General features: G+C 72.7%; 15 protein-coding genes and 1 pseudogene. 11 read left to right on the plus strand and 5 right to left on the minus strand.

Annotated features, from left to right (window positions below; translation table 11 throughout):
• Positions 1–11 precede the first annotated feature (11 nt).
• Positions 12–998, minus strand: coding sequence for a UDP-glucose 4-epimerase GalE (gene galE / locus B0E53_RS08470; protein WP_107075502.1), 987 nt, complete (start codon positions 996–998; stop codon positions 12–14).
• A 175-nt stretch (positions 999–1,173) separates the two neighbouring features.
• Between galE and B0E53_RS08475 the strand changes: the two genes are divergently transcribed.
• The 6 genes from B0E53_RS08475 (at position 1,174) to B0E53_RS08500 (ending at position 5,746) form a co-directional block, all read left to right on the plus strand.
• Positions 1,174–2,199, plus strand: coding sequence for a hemolysin family protein (locus B0E53_RS08475; RefSeq protein ID WP_107075503.1), 1,026 nt, complete (start codon positions 1,174–1,176; stop codon positions 2,197–2,199).
• Positions 2,200–2,232: 33 nt separating this feature from the next.
• Complete coding sequence (gene trpS / locus B0E53_RS08480; RefSeq protein WP_107075504.1) at positions 2,233–3,258, plus strand: tryptophan--tRNA ligase; 1,026 nt, start codon at positions 2,233–2,235, stop codon at positions 3,256–3,258.
• A 24-nt stretch (positions 3,259–3,282) separates the two neighbouring features.
• The gene (locus B0E53_RS08485) at positions 3,283–3,864 is read left to right on the plus strand and encodes a 2'-5' RNA ligase family protein (protein ID WP_107075505.1); all 582 of its coding nucleotides are present in this window, start codon (positions 3,283–3,285) and stop codon (positions 3,862–3,864) included.
• Between the two features lie 57 nt (positions 3,865–3,921).
• Entirely contained in the window at positions 3,922–4,857 is a 936-nt protein-coding gene (locus B0E53_RS08490) for a YhjD/YihY/BrkB family envelope integrity protein (protein WP_107075506.1), read from the plus strand.
• Positions 4,854–5,228, plus strand: coding sequence for a GntR family transcriptional regulator (locus B0E53_RS08495; protein WP_107075507.1), 375 nt, complete (start codon positions 4,854–4,856; stop codon positions 5,226–5,228). Before B0E53_RS08490 ends, B0E53_RS08495 begins: the two co-directional genes overlap by 4 nt.
• Positions 5,229–5,302: 74 nt before the next feature.
• On the plus strand, positions 5,303–5,746 hold the full coding sequence (locus B0E53_RS08500) for a hypothetical protein (protein ID WP_107075508.1): 444 nt from the start codon (positions 5,303–5,305) through the stop codon (positions 5,744–5,746).
• 3 nt (positions 5,747–5,749) lie between these two features.
• On the opposite strand, the gene B0E53_RS08505 is transcribed toward B0E53_RS08500, so the two are convergent.
• The 3 genes from B0E53_RS08505 to B0E53_RS08515 all read right to left on the minus strand — a co-directional run bounded on the left by B0E53_RS08505 (position 5,750) and on the right by B0E53_RS08515 (position 9,067).
• Positions 5,750–6,025, minus strand: a complete 276-nt coding sequence (locus B0E53_RS08505; RefSeq protein ID WP_168215272.1) for a VOC family protein — start codon at positions 6,023–6,025, stop codon at positions 5,750–5,752.
• A gap of 162 nt (positions 6,026–6,187) precedes the next feature.
• Positions 6,188–7,822 carry a glycoside hydrolase family 13 protein gene (locus B0E53_RS08510; RefSeq protein WP_107075509.1) on the minus strand — a complete coding sequence of 545 codons (1,635 nt, stop codon included), beginning with the start codon at positions 7,820–7,822 and terminating at the stop codon, positions 6,188–6,190.
• A 165-nt stretch (positions 7,823–7,987) separates the two neighbouring features.
• Positions 7,988–9,067 (minus strand): LacI family DNA-binding transcriptional regulator, encoded by a 1,080-nt coding sequence (locus tag B0E53_RS08515; RefSeq protein WP_107075510.1) that lies wholly within the window; start codon positions 9,065–9,067, stop codon positions 7,988–7,990.
• 198 nt (positions 9,068–9,265) lie between these two features.
• Between B0E53_RS08515 and B0E53_RS08520 the strand changes: the two genes are divergently transcribed.
• The 4 genes from B0E53_RS08520 (at position 9,266) to B0E53_RS08535 (ending at position 15,103) form a co-directional block, all read left to right on the plus strand.
• Positions 9,266–10,516 (plus strand): maltose ABC transporter substrate-binding protein, encoded by a 1,251-nt coding sequence (locus B0E53_RS08520; protein ID WP_107075511.1) that lies wholly within the window; start codon positions 9,266–9,268, stop codon positions 10,514–10,516.
• The gene (locus tag B0E53_RS08525) at positions 10,516–12,156 is read left to right on the plus strand and encodes an ABC transporter permease subunit (protein ID WP_107075512.1); all 1,641 of its coding nucleotides are present in this window, start codon (positions 10,516–10,518) and stop codon (positions 12,154–12,156) included. Before B0E53_RS08520 ends, B0E53_RS08525 begins: the two co-directional genes overlap by 1 nt.
• Positions 12,153–13,052 (plus strand): sugar ABC transporter permease, encoded by a 900-nt coding sequence (locus tag B0E53_RS08530; protein ID WP_107075513.1) that lies wholly within the window; start codon positions 12,153–12,155, stop codon positions 13,050–13,052. Before B0E53_RS08525 ends, B0E53_RS08530 begins: the two co-directional genes overlap by 4 nt.
• Before the next feature lie 188 nt (positions 13,053–13,240).
• Positions 13,241–15,103 (plus strand): glycoside hydrolase family 13 protein, encoded by a 1,863-nt coding sequence (locus B0E53_RS08535; RefSeq protein WP_107075514.1) that lies wholly within the window; start codon positions 13,241–13,243, stop codon positions 15,101–15,103.
• 73 nt (positions 15,104–15,176) lie between these two features.
• Here B0E53_RS08535 and B0E53_RS08540 read toward each other — a convergent pair whose 3' ends face one another.
• Positions 15,177–15,776, minus strand: a complete 600-nt coding sequence (locus B0E53_RS08540; RefSeq protein ID WP_210405993.1) for a TetR/AcrR family transcriptional regulator — start codon at positions 15,774–15,776, stop codon at positions 15,177–15,179.
• A 97-nt stretch (positions 15,777–15,873) separates the two neighbouring features.
• On the opposite strand from B0E53_RS08540, the pseudogene B0E53_RS08545 reads away from it, so the two are divergent.
• Positions 15,874–16,528: pseudogene (locus B0E53_RS08545) on the plus strand (hypothetical protein); the annotation flags it as partial.

Raw genomic sequence — 16,528 nt, forward strand, 5'->3', positions numbered from 1 at the left:
ACTGCTGGTGCTCACCGGTCCTGCCCCAGGATGTGCGTGCGGTAGAACTCCCAGGCGTCGCCGACCATGTCCTGGAGGGTGGGCTTCTCCGGCACCCAGCCCAGCTCCGCGCGGGCCAGGGCGGAGGAGGCGACCAGTTCGGCCGGGTCGCCCTCGCGGCGCGGGGCCACCTCGACCGGCACCGGGTGCCCGGTGACCTCGCGGACCACCTCGATCACCTGCCGGTTGGTGAAGCCGTTGCCGTTGCCCAGGTTGTAGATGCGGTGCCGGCCCGCGGTGGCGGCGTCGAGGGCCAGCAGGTGCGCGCGGGCCAGGTCCTCGACGTGGATGTAGTCGCGGACGCAGGTGCCGTCGACGGTCGGGTAGTCGTCGCCGAAGAGTTGGAGCTTGTCGCGCCGGCCGGCGGCCACCTCGAGGGCGAGCGGGATGAGGTGGGTCTCGGGGTCGTGCCGTTCGCCGATGACCCGCCCGTCGTGCCGGTACGCCCCGGCCACGTTGAAGTACCGCAGCGAGACGGCGGCCAGGTCGTGCGCGACCGCCTCGGAGGTGAGCGCCATGTCGACGGCCAGCTTGGTCGCCCCGTAGGTGTTGGTGGGGGCCTTGACGGCGGTCTCCGGGATGGGCAGCTCGGTGGGGTTGCCGTAGACGGCGGCGGTGGAGGAGAAGACCAGCCGGGGCACCCGGGCGGCGCGGACCGCGTCGATCAGGGCGAGGGAGCCGACGGTGTTGGTCTGCCAGTAGAGCTCCGGCCGGACCATCGACTCGCCGGCGGCGATCAGGGCGGCGAAGTGCAGCACGCCGTCGAAGCCGGCGTCGGGGGTGAGCACCCGTGCGGCCTCGTGGATCGGCAGGTCGACGTGGGTCGCCTCGGGGGCGAGCGCCGCCCGGTGGCCGGTGCGCAGGTCGTCCAGGACGGTCACCTGGTGACCGTGGTCCAGCAGCATCCGGGTCACCACGCTGCCGATGTAGCCGGCGCCGCCGGTGACGAGCAGTTTCACGTCGGTCCTCCTCTGCCTGGCCGCGTGGCGCGGCGGCCGTCCGTGATCACCCTACGGCCGCGGGCGTGCCGCGGCTGCGAGTGAGGCCGGCTATCATTCCACCACAATCCTTCATGACTGAACAGATCCGAACATTGCCCGGGACGCGCGGCGCCTGCTGTCTACCATCCTTCTCATGCGGGAGGGAGGTGGTCCCGGGCCCCGGCGGCGCTCGCCGGGGCGGCCCAGACGCGAACCGGGACCCGTGGCCCGGACCGTGGCCCGCCTCGTGGTGCGGGCCGCCGACGGCGCCACCCGCCTGGTCACCGACCTGCTCGGGGCCAGCCCGACGGCCGGCCGGGAGCGGATCAGCGAGGCCGAGCTGCGCGACCTGGTCGCGGCCAACACGGTGCTCGACCCGGACGAGCGGCGGATCATCGACGAGGTGCTGGTGGCGGGCGCGCGGCTGATCCGGGAGGTGATGGTGCCGCGCACCGAGGTGGTCTTCCTCGCCACCGGGCTCACCCTGGCCGAGGCCGAGCGGCTGGTCCGGGCCGAGCCGCACACCCGCTACCCGGTGGTCGACGGCACCCACGACGACGTGGTCGGCCTCGTCCACCTGCGGGACGTGCTGCTGCGCCCGGAACGGGACCCGCGCGCCACGGTCGGCGAGCTGGCCCGCGAGGTGAAGCGGCTACCCGGCAGCAAGCGGGTGCTGGCCGCGCTCACCGAGATGCGCCGGGAGGGCCACCACCTGGCCGTGGTGGTCGACGAGTACGGCGGCACCGCCGGCATCGTCACCTGCGAGGACTTGGTCGAGGAACTGGTCGGGGAGATCCACGACGAGGACGACGCCCCGCCCGACCCGGGCCACGCCGGCCTGCCCGCCGTGGTCGACGGCCGGCTCAACCTGGCCGACTTCGCCGAGCGCACCGGGGTGCCGCTGCCCGCCGGACCGTACGAGACGGTCGGCGGCTTCGTGATGGCCGCCCTCGGCCGGCTGCCGGTGGCCGGCGACGAGGTGCCGGTGGCCGTCGACCCGGACGACGCCGGCGGACCCGACCCGGACGACCCACCCGGCGGTTGGCTGCTGCGGGTGGTGGCCCTCGACGGGCGGCGGGTGTCCCGCCTCGCGGTCTCCACGGCGCGCCTGCCCGAGCCGCGGCGCGAGGTCACCGCCCCGCTCCCGCCCGTGCCCACCAGACCGGCCGGCCCGTCATGACGGACGCCGGGGCTTGCTGACAGAATTGCCGTCATGTCCGACGTACCCGCCCGCCCGCGCGTCTTCTCCGGCATCCAGCCGACGGCCGACTCGTTCCACCTCGGCAACTACCTGGGCGCGGTACGACACTGGGTGGCCCTGCAGGAGAGCCACGACGCGTTCTACTGCGTGGTGGACCTGCACGCGATCACGGCCGGGCACGACCCGAAGGTGCTCAAGCAGCGCACCCGGATCGCCGCCGCGCAGCTCTTCGCGGTCGGCCTGGACCCGGAGCGCAGCACCCTCTTCGTCCAGTCGCAGGTGCCCGAGCACCCGCAGCTGGCGTGGGTGCTCGGCTGCATCACCGGCTTCGGCGAGGCGAGCCGGATGACCCAGTTCAAGGACAAGTCGCAGAAGCAGGGCAGCGAGCGGGCCAGCGTCGGCCTGTTCACCTACCCGATCCTCCAGGCCGCCGACATCCTGCTCTACCAGGCCCACGCGGTGCCGGTGGGCGAGGACCAGCGGCAGCACCTGGAGCTCTCCCGCGACCTGGCCCAGCGGTTCAACTCGCTGTTCGGCCCGACCTTCACGGTGCCCGCCCCGCACATCGTCAAGGACACCGCGAAGATCACCGACCTGCAGGACCCGACGGCCAAGATGTCGAAGTCGTCCTCCTCGCCGGCCGGCATCATCGACCTGCTGGAGGAGCCGGCCCGCTCGGCCAAGAAGATCCGCTCGGCGGTCACCGACACCGGCCGCGAGATCGTCTTCGACGCCGAGGGCAAGCCGGGCATCTCCAACCTGCTCACCATCTACTCGGCGCTCTCCGGCCGGAGCATCGACGACCTCGTGGCCGCCTACGACGGCAAGGGCTACGGCGACCTGAAGAAGGATCTCGCCGAGGTGGTCCGGGAGTTCGTCACCCCGATCCAGGAGCGCACCCGCGCCTACCTGGACGACCCGGCGCAGCTCGACAAGCTGCTCGCGCAGGGCGCGGAGAAAGCCCGCGCGGTGGCCGCCCCGACGCTGCGCACCGCGTACGAGCGGATCGGCTTCTTCCCGCCGGTCCGGTTCGAGTAGCGGCCCGGGGCACGGCGGGAACGGGTGAAGCGGTCGGTGGCCGGAGGGGTGGCGCGCAGCGTGGATGGCAGGGACGGGTCGCCGGACGCCGGTGACACGATCCAGATCGGGATCGCGGTCGACGTCCCCGAGCCGTGGGGCGGGATGCTCACCCGCCGGCGGATCGAGGCCGGCGACGCGCAGGCCGTCCCGGCGCACGTCACCCTGCTCGGGCCCACCGAGATCCCGGTGCGCGCGCTGCCCGCCGTCGAGGAGCACCTGGCCCGGGTGGCCGCAAGCCACCTGCCGTTCACCCTGCACCTGCGGGGCACCGGCACGTTCCGGCCGGTCACCCAGGTGGTCTTCGTGGCGGTGGCCGCCGGGATCAGCGAGTGCGAACTGCTCGCCGCCGCCATCAACGCGGCCCCCGAGCTGCACCGCGAGGCGCGCTTCCCGTACCACCCGCACGTCACGGTGGCCCAGGACGTGCCGCCCGAGGTGCTCGACAAGGCGTACGAGGACCTGGCCGACTTCTCCGCGCTCTTCGAGGTGGAGGCGTTCACCCTCTTCTCGCACAGCGGGGCCACCCGGTGGCAGCCCCGCCGCGACTTCCGCCTCGGCGGCTGAGCTGAGCACGCGGCCGGCCTGCCTCCACCGGACCGGGGATTCGGCGAGGATGGCGGGGTGAACGTCATCGGCCGGATCGAGGCCGCGCTGGGTCGCCGCATCGACGCGGTCCGCGACCGGTCGTCGGTCTTCGACCACGTGTGGCGGGCCGGGACGCTCTACGCCGACCTGCTCGCCGGCCGGCTGGCCGCGGCGATCGCCTACTACGGCTTCTTCGCCGTGTTCGCGCTGGCCCTGGTCGGGTACTGGATCTTCGGCACGATCCTCCAGGACAACCGCGAGGTCAGCCGGGCGGCGGCCGACTTCCTGGAAGGGAACCTGCCGTTCCTCGATCCCCAGCAGATCGCCGAGAGCAGCAACACCGTCGGCGTGGTCGGCCTGGTCATCCTGGTCTTCACCGGGATCGGCTGGGTCGAGGCGATCCGCTCCTCGCAGCGGCTGATGTACGGGTTCAACCAGCAGCCCGGCAACCTGGTGGTCCGCCGGCTGGTCGACCTGGGGGTGCTGGTCGCGGTCTTCGTGCTGCTGGGCGTCTCGGTGGCCGCCGTCGACGCGCTGGAGTCGCTGCTGCGCTTCCTGCTGCGCAGCACCGGGTCGGTCGGGCTGACCACGGTCAGCGCGGTGCTCAGCGTGCTGATCAACGCGGTGCTGGCCACCGCGCTGCTGGTGGCGGTGCCCCGGCTGCGGATGAGCCGCCGCCGGCTGCGCCCGGCGGTGCTGATGGTCGCCGTCGGCATCACGCTGCTCAACACCGTCGGGCGCTACTACGTGGTGCGCACCGAGCGGAACCCGGCCTACACCGTGGTGGCCACGGCCGTGGGGCTGCTGCTCTACCTCTACCTGCTCAACCAGATGGTGCTCTTCGGCGCCGCGCTGGCCGCCACCAGCCGCTACGGCCGGGTGGTTGACCTGGCCGAGGGGGGTGCCGCGCGGGAGGTGGACGTGGAGGTCGACGAGGAGACCGACCCGGGTACGCCGGGAGGGGCGGGATGAGCACCCGGATCCGCATCGACCAGGACTCGACGGTGCCCCCGTACGAGCAGGTGCGCGGGCAGCTCGCCGCGATGATCGGTGACGGCCGGCTGGCGGTCGGCACCCGGCTGCCCGCGGTCCGGCAGCTCGCCGCCGACCTGGGCCTGGCCGTGAACACCGTGGCCCGGGCGTACCGGGAGCTGGAGTCCGCCGGGCTGGTGGAGACCCGCGGCCGGCACGGCACCGTGGTGGCACCGGGGCGCGACGACGCCACCGACCGCCTGCACCGGGCCGCCGTGGCGTACGCCGCCGAGGCGCTGCGCCTGGGCGTCCCGCCGGAGCGCGCGGTCGCCCTGGTCCGTGCGGCTCTGGACGCCGGTACGCACGGGTGAGAGCGACCGCCGGAGAGGGGGGAGTTGGCGTGAATGAGGCGCACGTCCGCGTCGCCACCGACCATGATGGGCCGGTGGGCGCACTCGTGACACTGGACCTGCCGGACGACTCGCCGATGCTGGGCCTGCCGTGGATCATCACCTTCGGCCCGCTCGGCGACGACGACGAGTGGGAGCCGGTGGTCTGCGGCCCGTACGAGCGGGCGCACGCGCTCGCCCTGGCCGAGGCGGTGGTGGCCGAGGAGCAGCTGATGGCGGTGGTGGAGCCGCTGCTGCCGGCGCTCACCCCCGAGGAGATCCGCGGCGAGATCGCCGCCGCGCAGATCGCCGCCGAGGACGAGGCGGCCCGGATCGACGAGGCGGATCTCTACGGCGACTTCGAGGACGTCATCGACGAGGAGCTGGAGCTGGCCGCCGAGCGGCAGCCGGAGCCGGAGCCGGTGACCCCGCCCAGCCGGGACGAGGTGCGGGCCGGGCTCGCCCGGATCGCCGCGCTGCTCACCGCCAAGGGGGACTGAGGCTCAGCCCGGCGGCCCGCCGAGCCCGACCAGCCGGTCGACCTCGGCCGCCGGGTCCCCGTCCGCCACCAGGTCCAGGTGGAGCCGGTTCTTGCCGCGCTTGGGGGTGCCGCTGCCCTGCAACCAGACGGTGGGGCCGGGCCGGCCGGGCGGCGGGTAGAGCTTCGCGCTGCCGTCGCCGCCCCGGCGGACGGTGTAGCCGAGGGCCGCCGACCAGAAGCGGGCCATCCGGTCGAGGTCGCCGACGTCGAGGGTGTACTGCGCCACGTGTGCGGTCATCACGCCGTGGTACCCCCACGGTCCCAGATGGACACCGGCCCCTCGGGAACGGGTCCCCGAGGGGCCGGTGCCACCTCACCCCCCACCACAAGGGGTCGGTAGCCCAGCCGCCCGTCGGCGCGGGGCACAACGGACGACCAGGTCATTGGCGGGTTACCCGGCTCAGCGCCGTTCGAACCACGCAGCCGCGTCCACCGGCAGGACGTGCCCGTCGCCCCGCTCGGTGAGGTCGGCGCTGGCGACGACCGGCCGGCCGTGGCCGGCGACGGTCACCTCCGCGCCGCTGATGTTGACCACGCAGGTCAGCTCCGCGTCCCCGGCGGTGCGGCGGAACGCCAGCACCCCGGGTTCGGTCTCCAGCCAGGTGATCCCGTCGGTGCCGGCCAGCGCCGGGTGCTCGCGCCGGATCCGCAGCGCGGCCCGGTACAGCTCCAGCGTCGAGCCGGTCACTCCGGCCTGGGCGGCCACCGAGAGGGCACGCCAGGTCGCCGGGGCCGGCAGCCAGCTCAGCTCGCTGCCCTCCGGGCCGAAGCCGTACGGGGCCAGCTCGCCGCTCCACGGGATCGGCACCCGGCAGCCGTCCCGGCTCTCCCCGGTGCGCAGGAACGCCGGGTCCTGGCGCAGCTCGTCGGGGAGGTCCAGCACCTCGGGCAGGCCCAGTTCCTCGCCCTGGTAGACGTAGGCGCAGCCGGGCAGGGAGAACATCAGCAGGGCGGCGGCCCGGGCGCGGCGCAGGCCGACCTCGCCGTCGCCGTACCGGGTGACGTGCCGCTGCCGGTCGTGGTTGGAGAGCACCCAGGTGGTCGGCGCGCCGACGATCGCCGACTCGGCGAGTGCCGTGTCGATCACCTTGCGGAACGAGTCGGCCGACCAGGTGGCGTCGAGGAAGTCGAAGCTGAACGCCTGGTGCAGCTCGTCCGGGCCGATGTAGCGGGCCAGCCGCTGCGGGGTCTCCGCCCACGCCTCGGCCACCGCCATCCGGCCGCCGGGGTAGCTGTCCAGGATCGGCCGCCAGGCACGGTAGATGTCGTGCACCTCGTCCTGGTCGAAGTAGGGCAGCCGGCCCTTGCCCAGCAGCTCGGACTGGCGCTGGCCGGTGGTCATCGAGTTGAAGCCGACGTCGGGCAGCCCCTCGGCCTTGATCATTCCGTGCGCCACGTCGATCCGGAAGCCGTCCACGCCCCGGTCGAGCCAGAACCGCAGCACGTCCTCGAACTCGGCGCGCACCTCCGGGTGCCGCCAGTTCAGGTCGGGCTGGGCCGGGTCGAACAGGTGCAGGTACCACTGGCCGTCGGGGACCCGGGTCCAGGCGGGGCCGCCGAAGATGCTCTCCCAGTCGTTCGGCGGCAGCTCGCCCTGCTCGCCCTTGCCCTCGGCGAAGAGGTAGCGCTCGCGCTCCGGGGAGCCGGGGCCGGCGGCGAGGGCCGCGGTGAACCACGGGTGCGCGCTGGAGGTGTGGTTGGGCACCAGGTCCACGATGATCCGCAGGCCCAGGGCATGCGCGTCGGTGATCATCGCGTCGAAGTCGCCGAGGTTGCCGAAGAGCGGGTCCACGTCCCGGTAGTCGGCCACGTCGTAGCCGGCGTCGATCTGGGGCGAGGTGTAGAACGGGGTCAGCCAGAGCGCGTCCACCCCGAGGTCGTGCAGGTACGGCAGGCGCTGCCGGATGCCCTCCAGGTCACCGACGCCGTCGGAGTTCGAGTCCGCGAAGCTGCGGACGTAGACCTGGTAGACGACGGCGGACCGCCACCAGTCGTCGTCGGCGGTCAGCGGCGTGGGGTGGGGGGCGGAGGTCATCGGTTCAGATCCCCGTTCTCTGGCGCGGACGGTGGCGCCCGGCGCGGGCGTGGGTGGTGGGCGCAGGGTGTCTGAGCAGAATGCCGCCCGACCACTGCAAGAGTCAAGCATTCCTTGCGCAAGAAATGACGGGGGCCGGGCCGGTCCGCCGGCTCGGCACGGGGCTCAGGCGGGGACAGGGAGGGTGGACGGGGTGGCGCGCTGCCGCTTCCGGCCACCACCCGCCTCCGCCGGGCGGGCCACCGCGGTCGACCCGCGCACCACCAGCTCCGGGCGGAACACGTACTCCGAGTGCGGGGCGGCGTGCCCGTTGATCTCGTCGACCAGGGCCCGGACGGCGGCCACCGCCATGGCGGAGACCGGCTGGCGCATGGTGGTCAGCGGCGGGTCGGTGAAGGCCATCAGCGGAGAGTCGTCGTAGCCGACCACCGAGACGTCGTCGGGGACGGCGAGGCCGCGCTGCCGGGCGGCCCGGATCGCGCCCAGAGCCATCAGGTCGGAGCCGCAGACCAGGCCGGTCACGCCGCGCTCGATGAGCCGGCCCGCGGCGGCCTCGCCGCCCTCGACGCCGAACAGGGAGAGCTCGGCCAGCTCGCCGACCTCCGCCTCGGTCGTGCCGACCAGCCGCTTCATCGCGGTGCGGAAGCCGGCCACCCGGCGCTGCACGGGCACGAACCGGTCCGGGCCGGTGATCAGGCCGATCCGGCGGTGGCCGAGCGCGACCAGGTGCGCGACGGCCAGCTCGGTGGCCTCGCCGTCGTCGCAGGAGACGAAGGGCGCCGCGATGCCGGGCGCGTATCCGTTGATCATGACGATCGGCAGGGGGCGGGCGATCAGCGCCCGGTACCGGTCGTGGTTGGCGGCGGTGTCGGCGTGCAGGCCGGAGACGAAGACGATCCCGGACACCTGCCGGTCGAGCAGCATCTCGACGTACTCGTCCTCGGTGACCCCGCCGGGGGTCTGCGTGCAGAGCACCGGGGTGAACCCGCTCTGCGCCAGCGTCGACTCGATGACCTGGGCGAAGGCCGGGAAGATCGGGTTGTCCAGCTCGGGCACGACCAGGCCGACCAGCCCGGCGCTGCGCTTGCGCAGCCGGGCGGGGCGCTCGTAGCCGAGCACGTCGAGGGCGGTGAGGACGGCCTGCCGGGTCTCCGGGGCCACTCCGGGGCGGTCGTTGAGCACCCGCGACACCGTGGCCTCGCTGACTTCGGCCTGTTGGGCGATGTCGGACAGTCGAGCGCGCATGGCGGCACTTTAGCTCACGGGCAAGTTCTTGCGTACGCCCCTGCAAGCCCTTCCATTCCCTGCAACCTCTTGCTAACGTCCCCGCAACATGCGAGAGCAGCGGCGCAGCACCCCCGCGCCGGTCAGCAAGAAATTACCGAGGTTTCCACTGGCGGACCGCCCTTCCCCCGGCGCGCCGCCATGACGACAGGAGTACCGATGCGCATCCGTACCGCGGGTGTGGTCGCTGTCCTCGGCCTGGCGCTCGCCGCGTCCGGCTGCGGCGGCAGTGACAGCGACAAGCCGGCCGCCAAGGAGTCCGCCAAGGCCACCGGCGGCAAGCTGGTCATCTGGGCCGACGACAAGCGGACCGCGGCCCTCAAGCCGTTCGCCGAGGAGTTCGGCAAGGAGAACGGCGTGACCGTCGAGGTCCAGGCCGTCTCCAAGGACCTGCAGACCAACTTCGTCACCGCCTCGCAGCAGGGCAGCGGCCCGGACGTCGTCGTCGGCGCGCACGACTGGATCGGCAACCTGGTCCAGAACGGCGCCATCGACCCGGTGCAGCTCGCCGCCGAGCAGAAGAGCGCGTTCAACGAGACCGCCGTCAAGGCCGTCACCTTCAACGGCCAGCTCTACGGCGTCCCCTACGCCACCGAGAACGTCGCGCTGATCCGCAACACCGAGCTGGCCCCCGAGGCGCCGAAGACGATCGAGGAGCTGGTCGCCACCGGCAAGAAGCTCAAGGCCGAGAAGAAGGCCAGCGAGATCCTCTGCCTCCAGTCCGGCCAGAACGGCGACGCGTACCACGTCTACCCGCTGTACACCTCGGGCGGCGGTTACCTGTTCGGCACCGCGGCCAACGGCGACTACGACCCGAAGGACCTGGGCGTGGGCAAGCCGGAGTCGATCGCGGCCTTCCAGAAGATCGCGAAGCTCGGTGAGAAGGGCGACGGCGCGCTGAAGCGCTCCATCACCGGCGAGAACTCCATCGCCACCTTCACCGGCAAGAAGTGCGCCTTCCTGGTCTCCGGCCCGTGGGCCATCGCCGACGCCAAGAAGGCCAACATCAAGTACGACATCTCCCCGGTCCCCGGCTTCGCCGGTGGCAAGGAGGCCCAGCCGTTCGTGGGCGTCCAGGCGTTCTACGTCGCCGCCAAGGGCAAGAACAAGGCCCTGGCCCAGGAGTTCGTCACCAACTACGTGACCAAGCCCGAGCTGGCCGTCGCGCTGTACAAGGCCGAGCCGCGCCCGCCGGCGCTGACCGCCGCCTTCGACCAGGTCAAGGGCGAGGACCCGGACCTGGCCAAGTTCCAGGAGGCCGGCAAGAACGGCCAGGTGCTCCCGGCGATCCCGGCCATGGCCGCGATCTGGGACCCGTTCGGCAAGGCGGAGGCCGCCATCATCGGTGGCGCCGACCCGGCCAAGACGATCACCGCCGCGGGCAAGACCATCGCGGGTCAGATCAAGTAATGAGCACGTCGCTGTCCGGCCCGGGGTCTGCTCAGCAGGCCCCGGGCCGGGAGCCCGTTCGCCGCGGGCTCCCGCGCACGTCCCGTACCGCGCGGAACCACGCGCCGATCACCGCGACCGGCCTCGTCGTCAAGGTGGTCCTGCTCGGCCTGGTGGCCGGGATCGCGATCTGGGCGGCGTTCCCGCTCATCGAGGCCGAGCACTGGGTCGGGCTGGCGATCCTCGCCGCCACCACCGCGGGCCTGTTCTACCTCTACCTGAGCCGCCGGCACATCCCGGCCAAGTACCTGGTCCCCGGCACGATCTTCCTCATCGCCTTCCAGGTCTTCCCGGTGCTCTACACGGCGAGCACCGCGTTCACGAACTTCGGCGACGGCCACCGCGGCAGCAAGGACGACGCGATCGTCGCCATCCAGACCTCCTCGGTGAAGCAGGTCGCCGGCTCCACCGAGTACTCCCTCTCCATCGCCACCAAGGGCGACCCGGCCACCGGCGCGCTGGTCTTCCTGCTCAGCGACCCGAAGACCAAGGAGGTCTTCGCGGGCGACGCGGGCGGGCTGCGCAAGCTCGACGCCGGCGACGTCACGGTCAGCCTCACCGGCAAGGTCACCGAGGCCGCCGGCTACACCGTCCTGAACATCGGTCAGGCCAGTGGCCGCAGCGACGCCATCACCGCCCTCGTGGTGCCCACCTCCGGCGGCGCCATCCGGTCCAACGGCCTCACCCGCGCCTACGAGGGCAAGGCCATCCGGGCGTACGACGCGGGCTGTGACTGCGTCAAGGACAGCGAGACCGGCAAGACGTGGACCGCCGACCCGGCGACCGGCTCCTTCGTCGCCGCCGACGGCGAGCGGCTCACCCAGGGTTGGAAGGTGAACGTCGGGCTGAAGAACTTCAGCCGGGTGCTCACCGACCCGAACATCTCCGGGCCGTTCTTCGGCACCCTGCTGTGGAACTTCGCCTTCGCGATCGGCTCGACCGGGCTCACCTTCCTGCTCGGCCTGGCCATCGCGCTCGCCCTGCACTCGCCCCGGATGCGCGGGACCAACCTCTACCGGGTGCTGCTGATCCTGCCGTACGCCATGCCGTCGTTCGCCATGCTGCTGGTCTGGCGGGACATGTTCAACACCGACTTCGGCCTGGTCAACAACCTGTTCGGGCTGGACGTCGACTGGTTCGGCCAGAGCTGGTCGGCCCGGGCCGCGGTGCTGCTGGTGCAGCTCTGGCTGGGTTACCCGTACATGTTCCTGGTGGCCACCGGCGCGCTCCAGGCGATCCCGCGCGAGCTGACCGAGGCCACCTCGGTCGACGGCGCCAGCCCGTGGCAGTCCTTCCGGGCGGTCACCCTGCCGCTGCTGCTGGTCGCGCTCTCGCCGCTGCTGATCGCGTCGTTCGCGTACAACTTCAACAACATCAACGCGATCTGGCTGACCACCGAGGGTGGACCGTTCGCGCCGGACAACCCGACCAACGGCGCCACCGACCTGCTCATCACCTACACCTACCGGCTGGCCTTCGGCGCCCAGGGCGCCGAGTTCGGCATGGCCGCCGCGGTCTCGATCTTCATCTTCGCGATCGTGGCGACGGTGTCGGCGATCAGCTTCCGGCGTACCCGCAAGCAGGAGGAGGTGTACTCGTGACGACCCACGCGGACGCCCCCGCCGCCAACCGGAACGCGAAGGGGAGGTCGAAGAACCGCTGGTTCGCCCAGGTGGGCTGGCGGCACCTCGTCGGGGTGCTGGCGGTGGTGTTCAGCCTCTTCCCGATCCTGTTCGTGCTATCCGCGGCGCTCAACCCGCTCGGCACGCTCTCCTCGACCGAGCTGCTGCCGACCGGCGCGTCCTTCGAGAACTTCAGCAACCTGTTCTCCCGGACCGCCTTCGGGCACTGGTTCCTCAACTCGCTGCTGATCGCCGGCACGGCCAGCTTCGTGTCGATCTTCCTGTCCGCGCTGGCGGCGTACGCGTTCTCCCGGATGCGCTTCGCCGGTCGCCGGATCGGCCTGCTCACGCTCCTGCTGATCCAGATGTTCCCGCAGTTCCTGGCCATCGTGGCGATCTTCCTGATCTTCACAACGGTCACCGACCTGTGGCCGGTGCTCGGCTTCAACACCCCGTGGGGCCTGTTCCTGCTCTACATGGGTGGCGCGCTGGGCGTGAACACCTGGCTCATGAAGGGCTTCTTCGACACCCTGCCGCGCGAACTCGACGAGTCGGCGACCATGGACGGCGCCACGCACGCCCAGGTCTTCTTCCGGATCATGCTGCCGCTGGTGGCACCGATCCTGGCGGTGACCGCGCTGCTGTCGTTCATCGGCACGATCAACGAGTTCATGATCGCCAACGTGTTCCTCACCAACACCGAGTCGAAGACCCTGGCGGTCGGCATGTTCGGCCTGGTGGCGGGCGAGCGCAACAACAACTTCGGGATGTTCGCGGCGGGCACCCTGCTCACCGCCATCCCGACGGTGCTGGTGTTCCAACTGCTCCAGCGCTACATCGTCTCCGGCCTCACCGCCGGAGCCGTCAAGGGATAAGCCGGAGGGGTGGTCGCTCGCCGTCGTGGGCGAGGCGCGTGGTGCCACTCCGTACCCATTACGCACGCTGCGGCAAGGGCGTCTGCGACGTACACCGGAGCGGTTCTCGGGCGGACCGCCGCGGTCGGGTGACCGATCGCGGCGGGTGCCCGCCCGACTCCCTGTCGAAACGACGCGAAAGGATCCCCATGTCTCTCCAGCCGCACCACGACGGATCCGCCACCTACGTACCCGAGCAGGAGCCCGCGCTCGGTCAGACCGTCCCGGTCTTCGTCCGGGTGCCGGCCGGCGCCGACGTCCGCCAGGTGCACGTCCGGACCACCGGCGACGGCGAGCCGCGCTTCGCCGAGGCGGTGGTCGACCGCACCGAGGGCGGTGACGTGTGGTGGCGGGCCGACGTCGAGGTCCGCAACCCGGTCAGCAACTACCGCTTCCTGCTCGACGGCGCGCGGGGCGCCCGCTGGCTGAACGCGGCCGGCCTGGTCGACCACGACGTGCCGGACAACGGCGACTTCAAGCTGGTCAGCCACGCGCCGCCGCCGGCCTGGGCCCGGGACGCGGTGATCTACCAGATCTTCCCGGACCGGTTCGCCCGCTCGGCCGCCGCGGCCGGCCGGACCGCGCCGGACTGGGCGATCCCGTGCGACTGGGACACCCCGGTGATCGGGCGGGGCCCGGAGACGCCGCGCCAGTTCTACGGCGGCGACCTCGACGGGATCACCGAGCGCCTGGACCACCTGCACCGGCTCGGGGTGAACACCGTCTACCTCACGCCGATCTTCCCGGCCCGCTCCAACCACCGGTACGACGCGGCGAGCTTCGACACCGTCGACCCGCTGCTCGGCGGGGACGCCGCCCTGGTCCGGCTCGCCGACGCGGTGCACGCCCGGGGCTGGCGGCTGCTCGGCGACATCACCAGCAACCACACCGGCGACGCCCACCAGTGGTTCACCGCGGCGGTCTCCGACGTGCACGCGCCCGAGCGGGAGCTGTACTACTTCGACCTGGCCGGCTTCGACAACTCCAGCTCGGCGCGTCCGACGCCGCGCTGCGACCTGGAGCCGTCGGACTACGAGTCGTGGAACGGCGTCAAGTCGCTGCCCAAGCTCAACTGGGGCAGCGCCGAACTGCGCCGGCGTTTCGCCACCGCCGAGGACTCGCTGCTGCGCCGCTGGCTGCGCCCGCCCTACAGGCTGGACGGCTGGCGGGTGGACGTGGCGAACATGACCGGCCGGCGGGGCGCGGACGCGTACACCCACGAGGTGGCCCGGCTGCTGCGGGAGGTGGTCGCCGAGACCCGGGCCGACGGGCTGCTGCTCGCCGAGCACGGCCACGACCACACCGGTGACCTGGACCGGGACGGCTGGCACGGCACCATGAACTACGTCGGCTTCACCGATCCGGTCTGGTCCTGGCTGCGCCAGGGTGACGGCCCGCTGCCGAACTTCCTCGGCACACCGGGCGGGGTGCGGCGGCGGGACGCGGGCGCGGTGCTGGCCACCATGAACACCTACCGGTCGCTGGTCTCCTGGCGGTCGTACACGCACTCGTGGCAGCTGCTCGGCTCGCACGACTCGGCCCGGATCCGCACCGTGGTCGGCGACGCGGCCCGGCAGGAGGTGGCCGCCGGCCTGCTCGCCACCATGCCGGGCACGCCGGTGATCTTCGCGGGCGACGAGCTGGGCCTGACCGGCACCAACGGGGAGGGGTCGCGTACCCCGATGCCGTGGCACCGGCCGGAGAGCTGGGACCGGCGCACCTTCGAGGCGTACCGGTCGCTGCTGGCGCTGCGCCGGGACGAGCCGGCGCTGCGGCACGGCGGCCTGCGCTGGGTGCACGCCGACGCGGACACGCTGGTCTTCCTCCGCGAGGCGCCGACCGGCGCGGTACTGATGCTGGCCCGCCGTGCCCCCGGCACCCCGGTCCGCCTGTCCGGCCTCCCGGCCGCCGAGAACATCTTCGGCAACGCCCCCGCCCTGCAGCCGGACGCCGACGGCGCGGTCACCCTCCCCGCCGACGGCCCCACCTTCCAGGCCTGGCGCCTCACCTGACCCCACCCCCATGTCCCCGCGATCTTGCCGTGCGGGCCCTCTTGCGGGGGCGCCAACTGCAAGATCGCGGGAGTCAGGGGCGGGGAGGGGCGAGGAGGGCGCGGACGCCGGCCAGGTAGGTGTGCCGGTCGGGGGAGCCGGTGAGGATGCGCTGCATGAAGTAGCCGGGGACCAGGGCGAACAGGGCCGCGCCGACGGCCTCGGGGTCGGCGTCGGCGGGTAGTTCGCCGGCCGCGTGGGCGCGTCGGGCCAGCGTGACGAAGTGGCCGCGGAACGCGGTGTACGTCCGGGCGACGAACTCGGCGAGGGCCGCGTCCCGCTGCGCCTCGCTCCACACCTGGATGGCCAGCGGCAGCATGCCGTCCGGGCCGGTCTGCGCGTCGACGTACGTCAGGGCGCGGTCCAGCGCGTCGACCAGCGGCAGCGGTGGGTCGGCCGCGGCCAGGTCGGCGAACAGGCCCTCGGCGCCGCCGACCACGGACTGGGCGATCGCGGTGATCAGGTCGTTCTTGCTGGGGAAGTAGCGGTAGACCGCGCCGACCGAGAGCCCGGCCTCTTTGATCACGTCCTGCATCGAGGTGTTGTGGAAGCCGTCGCGCCGGAAGCAGCGCCGGGCCGCGTCGAGGATCTGCTGGCGGCGGGCCGCGAGGTGTTCGTCCGATACGCGTGGCACGACCCACAGTATAAAGCGAACGTTCGTTCTTGACGGCGGGCTAGCGGCGGCGCACGCTCTGTTCAAGAGAACGAACGTTCGTTTTAAGGAGGCGGAGATGCCCGCTCACCCGTCCCGGATCCGCTCACCCTGGCTGCTCGCCGGGCTGCTCGCCAGCCTGGCGGTGGTGGTGCAGGCGCTGCTCGTACCCCTCTTCGCGGCGCCGGCCGCGCACCTCGCGCCGCGCGACCTGCCGGTCGCCGTCGCCGGGCCGTCGCCCGCCACCGCAGACCTGGCCGCCCGGCTCGCCGCCGCCCGGCCCGGCGGCTTCGCCGTGACCACGCTGCCGGACGCGGCGGCGGCCGACCGGGCGCTGCGCGACCGGGAGGTGTACGCCGCCTTCGTGGTCGGCCCGGACGGGGTCGCCCTGCACACCGCCCCGGCCGCGAGCCCGACCGTGGCCGCGCTGCTCACCGAGGCCGCCGGGCAACTCTCCGCCGGCCGTCCGGTGCCGGTGGTGCAGGTCGTACCGGCCGACCCGGACGACCCGCGCGGCGCCGGCTTCGCCGCCGGGTTCCTACCCCTCGCGCTGACCGGCATGCTGGCCGGGGCGCTGCTCACCGTGCTGGTCGCCCGCCGTGCCGTGCGGCTGGCCGGCCTGCTCGGCTACGCCGTCCTGGCCGGCCTGGTCGGGACCGCGGTGCTGCACGGCTGGCTCGGCGTCCTCGCCGGCGACCCGTGGCGCGAGGCGGCCGCCATCGGGCTGTTCGCGC

It is taken from the genome of Micromonospora sp. MH33 (genome assembly GCF_003013775.1).
Lineage (GTDB): Bacteria > Actinomycetota > Actinomycetes > Mycobacteriales > Micromonosporaceae > Micromonospora > Micromonospora fulviviridis.

Excerpts from the sequence above, each read along its gene's own strand:
- B0E53_RS08475 (WP_107075503.1), top strand. The coding sequence starts at position 1,174 with ATGCGGGAGGGAGGTGGTCCCGGGCCCCGGCGGCGCTCGCCGGGGCGG.
- B0E53_RS08510 (WP_107075509.1), bottom strand. The coding sequence starts at position 7,822 with ATGACCTCCGCCCCCCACCCCACGCCGCTGACCGCCGACGACGACTGG.
- trpS (WP_107075504.1), top strand. The coding sequence starts at position 2,233 with ATGTCCGACGTACCCGCCCGCCCGCGCGTCTTCTCCGGCATCCAGCCG.
- B0E53_RS08505 (WP_168215272.1), bottom strand. The coding sequence starts at position 6,025 with ATGACCGCACACGTGGCGCAGTACACCCTCGACGTCGGCGACCTCGAC.
- B0E53_RS08520 (WP_107075511.1), top strand. The coding sequence starts at position 9,266 with ATGCGCATCCGTACCGCGGGTGTGGTCGCTGTCCTCGGCCTGGCGCTC.
- B0E53_RS08495 (WP_107075507.1), top strand. The coding sequence starts at position 4,854 with ATGAGCACCCGGATCCGCATCGACCAGGACTCGACGGTGCCCCCGTAC.
- B0E53_RS08525 (WP_107075512.1), top strand. The coding sequence starts at position 10,516 with ATGAGCACGTCGCTGTCCGGCCCGGGGTCTGCTCAGCAGGCCCCGGGC.
- B0E53_RS08515 (WP_107075510.1), bottom strand. The coding sequence starts at position 9,067 with ATGCGCGCTCGACTGTCCGACATCGCCCAACAGGCCGAAGTCAGCGAG.
- B0E53_RS08535 (WP_107075514.1), top strand. The coding sequence starts at position 13,241 with ATGTCTCTCCAGCCGCACCACGACGGATCCGCCACCTACGTACCCGAG.